This window comes from Shewanella sp. 11B5, from assembly GCF_002836795.1.
Lineage (GTDB): Bacteria > Pseudomonadota > Gammaproteobacteria > Enterobacterales > Shewanellaceae > Shewanella > Shewanella frigidimarina.
Map to the genome: position 1 here is coordinate 1 of NZ_PJAP01000311.1, position 7,098 is coordinate 7,098.

The 7,098-nt window shown below is 42.2% G+C and carries 4 protein-coding genes; 3 read left to right on the forward strand and 1 reads right to left on the reverse strand.

Features of this window, described 5'->3' with window-relative positions:
- Positions 1 to 157: 157 nt before the first annotated feature.
- From nadK to CXF78_RS06285, 3 genes are all read left to right on the forward strand, one after another.
- On the forward strand, positions 158 to 1,036 hold the full coding sequence (gene nadK, locus CXF78_RS06275) for an NAD(+) kinase (protein WP_041413134.1): 879 nt from the start codon (positions 158 to 160) through the stop codon (positions 1,034 to 1,036).
- 330 nt (positions 1,037 to 1,366) lie between these two features.
- Entirely contained in the window at positions 1,367 to 3,019 is a 1,653-nt protein-coding gene (locus tag CXF78_RS06280) for an L-lactate permease (RefSeq protein ID WP_102036289.1), read from the forward strand.
- Between the two features lie 91 nt (positions 3,020 to 3,110).
- Entirely contained in the window at positions 3,111 to 5,915 is a 2,805-nt protein-coding gene (locus CXF78_RS06285; RefSeq protein ID WP_102036290.1) for an FAD-binding and (Fe-S)-binding domain-containing protein, read from the forward strand.
- A 183-nt stretch (positions 5,916 to 6,098) separates the two neighbouring features.
- Here CXF78_RS06285 and CXF78_RS06290 read toward each other — a convergent pair.
- On the reverse strand, positions 6,099 to 7,098 hold a 1,000-nt coding region (locus CXF78_RS06290), incomplete at its 5' end, for a CobW family GTP-binding protein (RefSeq protein ID WP_102036291.1).

Sequence of the window (7,098 nt, forward strand, 5' to 3'; positions counted from 1 at the left end):
TCCAGCTAAAAAATGCGTTATTTCGTATTCTACGACAATAAATAAAGTGGCTATTTGCTGATAATTTAACAGCAAATCTCACACTTTTAATAAGTTTGAGTATATTATGGGGATCAATTCTTATGTTTCAAGGCCTAAAGGCATAACAAACTCGAATATGACTAAAATGTTCCAGACTATCGGTCTCATCGGTAAACCACATCATCAAGGGACTAACCTCACGTTAACTCGTTTGCATCATTGGTTAAGCATGCAGGGCTTTAAGGTGATCGTTGAAGGACGTGTCTCTGCAGAGCTAGGAGCGGATGTGTGTTCAATGGACCTACTTGAAATGGGTGAGCATTGTGACTTAGCCATCGTAGTGGGTGGTGATGGCAATATGCTAGGAGCAGCCCGAGTATTGGCTCGTTTCAATGTTGCAGTGATTGGTGTAAACCGGGGTAACTTAGGCTTTTTAACCGATTTACCTCCCGATAACTTCGAAGAGGCCTTGTCTAAAGTTCTCAGCGGTGAATTTGAAACTGAGCATCGTTTTTTATTGGAGGCTGAAGTTCACCGCCACGGTAAAATTACTGCCAGTAATACCGCCGTCAATGAAGCAGTACTTCACCCTGGAAAAATTGCTCATATGATCCAGTTTGAGGTTTATATAGACGAACAGTTTATGTATAGCCAACGCGCTGATGGCATGATCGTGTCCACGCCGACAGGTTCAACAGCTTATTCTTTGTCCGCTGGCGGTTCAATATTAACCCCTAATCTGCAAGCACTTATTTTAGTGCCCATGTTTCCTCATACCTTGTCTTGCAGACCCATTGTAGTCGATGCCTGTAGCACCATTAAATTAGTGGTATCACCTGAAAATGGCGAAAACCTTGAAGTCAGCTGTGATGGTCATGTCCATTTAGCCGTATTACCCGGTGATGAAATTTTTATTCGCCGTTCAAATGAACGCCTAAGACTCATCCATCCAAAAGGTCATAATTATTTTCACGTATTACGTAACAAATTAGGTTGGGGAAGTAAACTTTTCTAACAGTTTGAGCTCGGTCACAACCCTATCACTTTTCTAGTGAGCCCCTTCACATTACCAAATGCTAATTAATTATATTGTAAGCCAATCGATAACTCGCTTGGTTTTACTTTATATGAACTGCCACATCCCTAAAAAACGTGACCTCAAACACGCACTAAAAACCTCGCATCAGACTCGCTTCACAGTTCTATCGGCTAATGCACTTTCTCGTGTGTTAGATGATCTCGATCAACACTTTTAACACTTAAATAACGTCTATTACGCCCTAGTTAGCCAAATGCTAACAAATAATAACAATTTAGTACCCACTTATAGTGATACGAGGTATGCATGACAATATTACAAATACTAGCAAGCTTAACCCCCATTATTAGCGTAATGGTATTCTTAGTGCTTATGCGCTTACCAGCGTCTAAAGCAATGCCCATATCCATGGTCGCTACAGGCCTTGTAGCAATGTTTATTTGGCAAATGGATACGCAACTTCTTGCGGCATCTGTCGTTGAAGGTCTTCTCGCTGCGTTAACGCCGCTGACCATTATTTTTGACGCGGTATTTTTGTTAAATACCCTTAAATATTCTGGCGCCATGGACACGATTCGTTCTGGCTTTACCAACATCAGTGCAGATGCACGTGTTCAGGTGATTATTATTTGCTGGTTGTTTGGCTCGTTTATTGAAGGTTCTGCAGGCTTCGGTACTCCAGCAGCCATCGGCGCACCGCTACTAGTATTATTAGGTATCCCACCCATTGCTGCTGCCGTAGTGGCCTTGATTGCTGATTCAACATCAGTGTCATTTGGTGCAATTGGTTTACCAGTGCTATTTGGGATGGAACAAGGCTTAACGGAAGGCGGCGTAAACATGGCAGCAGCTCAAATTGCTGAACATGGTGGCACCTTCGCAGGTTACGCACAGTACATTGCTAAACACATGATCACCATAGATTTAATGACAGGTACATTAATTCCGTTAGTGATGGTTTGCGTATTAACAGGCTTTTTTGGTCGCAACAAATCAATTAAAGAAGGTTTACAAGTTTGGAAATTTGCAATATTTGCCGGTTTTGCCTTTACCATACCAGCATGGTTAATTAACTACTTTGCAGGTCCTGAGTTTCCATCGGTTATTGGCGCACTTGTCGGTATGGCGTTAGTTATCCCTGTCGCGAGAAAAGGCTGGTTACTGCCATCAACACCTTGGTGTGACTTTACCGAAAACGACAATAAATCAGATGAAGAATTAGCGATTAACCAAACACCGGTTAAATTTTCACAAATTGCCGCTTGGTCTCCATACATCATTATGGCGTCGCTATTAGTCTTATCTCGTGTCGTTGCTCCATTTAAAAGCTGGTTACTCGGCTTTAACATCAGCTGGACAGGTTTATTAGGCACAGAGCTTAAAGCTGGCTTTGCTACATTATATGCACCGGGGATCTTCTTTGTTGTTGTATGTTTATTCGGTTTTATCTTATTTAAAATGAAACCAACTGCGATGAAGCAATCAATAACCGTTTCTTGTCGCTCAATGTTACCAACAATCATTTCACTAGGTGCATCAGTACCTATGGTGAAAATATTCCTAAATTCAGGAGAAAATGGTGCAGGTCTAGCTTCAATGCCTGTTGCATTAGCAGACCTATTGGCCAATAGCATGGGTTCAGTTTGGGCTTGGGTTTCACCTATTGTCGGTATTTTTGGTGCATTCCTATCGGGTTCTGCGACATTCTCAAACATGATGTTCTCGGGCCTGCAGTACTCTGTTGCCGACAACATCGGTATGAATCATGCAATGGCCCTAGCCTTACAAGGTATTGGCGCCAATGCGGGCAACATGATGTGTGTGATGAACGTCGTGGCTGCTGCTACTGTGGTAGGTATGGCAGGCCGAGAATCTGAAATTATTCGCAAAACAATGCCTATCGCACTGGGTTATGCCCTAGTTGCAGGCACTATTGCTGTTATCTGGGGGGGATTCTAATTAACGCTAAAGTTACTTATATTCTAACGATAACAATACAACAGCAGGCACAAAATGCCTGCCGTTCATTCGAGTGTAAAGAGAGCATGTTATGACTATTAATTATCAAGTAGTGATGGATACGTTAACGTCACAGCTCGGCAGTCACGCCGTATCTAATGATCCAGTGCGTCGTTTTGCTTGGTCAACTGATGCCAGTTACTTTCGTATCGTACCTGAAATTGTGGTACACGCAGATACTCCAGAACAAGTTAAAATAACCCTTAATATCGCCAGAGCACATAATGTGCCCGTAACCTTTCGTGCTGCCGGTACCAGTTTATCGGGCCAAGCAATTGGTGATGGCATTTTACTTATTTTGGGTCATGATGGTTTTAGAAACATTGAAATTAGTGAAGATAGAAATTCAATCACTCTAGGTGCTGCGGTCATTGGTTCAGATGCCAACATGGCATTAAAACCTTACAATAAAAAAATTGGTCCCGATCCTGCCACACTAGCCTCTGCGCAAATAGCCGGTATGGTGGCAAATAATGCATCAGGCATGTGTTGTGGCACCGCACAGAACAGCTATCAAACCATTAAATCAGTTAAATTAATGCTTGCCGATGGTACTGAACTTGACACAGGTTGCCCGCATTCAAAAGCGGCATTTGGTACGTCGCATCCTATGTTGCTCACAGCATTAACCGATTTGGCACAATTGACGCAGAATAACCCAACACTATCAGCTCGGATCCATAAAAAGTTCTCAATTAAAAACACCACGGGTTACAGCATTAATGCATTAGTGGATTTTAGCGATCCATTTGACATCATTAATCACTTAATTGTGGGCTCAGAAGGCACACTTGCGTTTGTCAATGAAGTCACTTATCACACGGTTGAAGAAGCGCAATTTAAAGCTTCTGCCATGGCGGTGTTCTTCAATATGGAAGATGCTGCCAGCGCAATACCACCGATTAAAGGTGATAGTGTGGCCGCAGCAGAATTACTTGATTGGGCATCAATTAAATCGGTTACCGGTAAAACTGGTATGCCTGAATGGCTGAGTGATTTACCAGAAGGTTCAGCCATTTTACTCATTGAGTGTCGTGCTAATGACCCAGAAACGTTAGCGCAATACACTCAAGATGTGATCACAAAAATCGCTCACATTGATACTGAACGTCCTATTGAATTCAGCAATGATCCCGCTGTATTTGGAAAATATTGGGCCATGCGTTCTGGTTTGTTCCCAATTATTGGCGGCGCTAGACCTAAAGGTACATCCGTTATTATTGAAGATGTTGCATTTGAATTACAGCATTTGGCCAGTGCAGCGGCAGACTTAACCGCATTATTCCATAAACACGGTTACCCTGAAGGGGTTATTTATGGCCATGCTTTAGCGGGTAACTTCCACTTTATTATCACGCCAACATTTGCCTCACAAGATGACATCAATCGTTTCCAAGACTTTATGCAAGATGTCGCTGAAATGGTGATCAATAAGTACGATGGTTCTATGAAAGCAGAACATGGTACTGGTCGAGCTGTAGCCCCCTTTGTCGAAATGGAATGGGGCACTGACGCTTATACGTTAATGAAGCAAATCAAACAGATTTTCGACCCAAGTAAATTGTTAAATCCTGGGGTAATCCTCAATGATGACACGCTAGTACATGTAAAAAACATCAAACCTTGTCCAGTGGTAGATGACTTTGTCGACAAATGTATTGAGTGTGGTTTCTGTGAGAAAACTTGTCCTACATCGGCGCTAAATTTCTCACCTCGTCAACGTATTGCGGTACTACGAGAAATTGAACGCTTAGAACAATCAGGTGATAAAAAAGCGGCAGCAGAAATGCGTGCTAGCTCTAAATACGATGTTATTGATACCTGTGCAGCATGTCAGTTGTGTACTATTGCTTGCCCTGTTGATAACAGCATGGGGCAGTTAGTGCGCAAATTACGTACACCTTACATCACCACTACAGAACAAAAAGTACTCGACTTCCAGGCCAAGCATTTTGGTGCAGTAAACCAAGTGATCAGCACAGGTTTTGACATCTTAGGTATTTTGCACAAAGTGACTGGCGATGGCATTACCAACTCGTTGATGAAAGCCGGTCGTTTAATTACGAAAGAAGTGCCTTATTGGAATCCAGACTTCCCTAAAGGTGGCAAAGTGGCTAAGCCATCAGCCCACAAACCGGGTCAGCAAACGGTTTTATACTTCCCTGCTTGTGGTGGCAGAACCTTTGGCCCAACACCAAAAGATCCTGACAACCGCACTCTGCCAGAAGTGGTTATCACTTTACTTGAACGTGCTGGCTACAATGTAATTATTCCAGAGAATACCCGTCATTTATGTTGTGGACAGATGTGGGAATCAAAAGGTGATTTTAAAAACGCTGATGCTAAGCGTGATGAACTGATTGAAGCACTCAGTAAATTGTCTGAAAATGGCAAAGTACCTGTGGTGGTTGATGCACTATCTTGTACTTATCGCACATTAACGGGTAATCCTAAGGTCAAAATAACTGACTTAGTCGAGTTTATGCACGACGAATTGTTACCTAATATGGCTATCACCAAGAAATCGAACGTCACCTTACACCAAGGCTGTAGTGCCCGTAAGATGAAATTAGAACCTAAGCAACAAGCCATTGCTGATGCATGTGCTAATCATGTAGTGTTGCCAGCAGGCATTAGTTGTTGTGGTTATGCGGGTGAGAAAGGACTTTATAAACCTGAAATTAATGCCAGCGCACTGCGTAACATTAAGAAACTCATCCCAGCAGAAACGAAAGAAGGTTACTACGCTAACAGAATGTGTGAAGTAGGCTTAACCCAACACAGTGGTATTTCTTATCGCCATTTAGCTTATTTACTAGAAGAATGTACTCGTTAAACTAACGGACAATCACAGTAAATAGCGTAAACAATAAGGGCATTGATATTATATCAATGCCCTTAATTTTTGTTTGCATACTTAACACTAATTCTCATATTCAACGTTAATTATTGGACTCAACGAATTGTCCTATCCAATCGAATTGTCCTATCAAAACGAGCAGTCCAACTCAGACTAAGCCTATAAACACGCCAGTAACTGTTGCTGTAATCGTTGATGTTCAAGTGGCATATCACTAATAATTTCAACCCGAGTATCTAACGCATCATCAAGCTCATTAAGCATCAACTTATCATCCACCATATTGACACTCAACACCCCATCATAGGTGATAACAATAGCTTTTAATCTCAGCACATTTTCCATTTTAACCGTGTCTACCCACGCCATGAATTGCTCAAAATGAAAACAATGTTCTGCTGAAAATACCCAACCACTACTGTAACAGCCTTCACCCTGGTTAGTTTTGTGAATAAACCCCGCTGGAGAAAATTCAGGAGTATCGATATCGCTCAATGGTGGTTCGTTAGACAGCCAGTTATCCATAAGCGTTTTCCGCCCTAATAGCCGTTGTCCCGCTTGCACCGTTTGATACTTTGTCGGGGTATTTAAGCGCAATATTAACTGTTGGATTAGGTCAACATCAGTAAAATGATTATCGACATTAATAAGTGGTGTCTGTTGTAAATGTAACGTGCTGAGGAATTGCTGTAACTGTACATGATCTGTTTCAGTGTAATGCTGTGTTTTGTTGGCCAACAGCACATCCGCCATTTGTAATTGCTGCGCAAACGTATCATGATTTTGATAGCGCGGATCGCTGACTTTACGCGCATCAACCAGACATACACTACTTTGCAAAGTAATAACATTTCGATAATATTCAGATGTTAATAACTTCACGATTTCGGCAGGATGTCCAAGCCCAGTAGGCTCTATCAATAACCGGTCCGGTTTAGTCTGCTGAATAAGCTGATTTATCGCGACTTGAGTAGGTAAGCCAGAAACACAACACAGGCAACCACCTGGCACTTCTTTTATGACAATACTGGCAGGTTTTGCTGGTGTAGCATCAGGATGACTACTTTCATTACCAGCAGCGGTAGCATTTAACAACCCGCCATCAATACCTATTTCGCCGAACTCATTTACCAACACGGCCCACACTTCGCCTTTAGGT

Bases quoted from the DNA above. Each gene is read 5' to 3' on its own strand.
- nadK (WP_041413134.1), top strand. From the start codon at position 158: ATGACTAAAATGTTCCAGACTATCGGTCTCATCGGTAAACCACATCAT.
- CXF78_RS06280 (WP_102036289.1), top strand. From the start codon at position 1,367: ATGACAATATTACAAATACTAGCAAGCTTAACCCCCATTATTAGCGTA.
- CXF78_RS06285 (WP_102036290.1), top strand. From the start codon at position 3,111: ATGACTATTAATTATCAAGTAGTGATGGATACGTTAACGTCACAGCTC.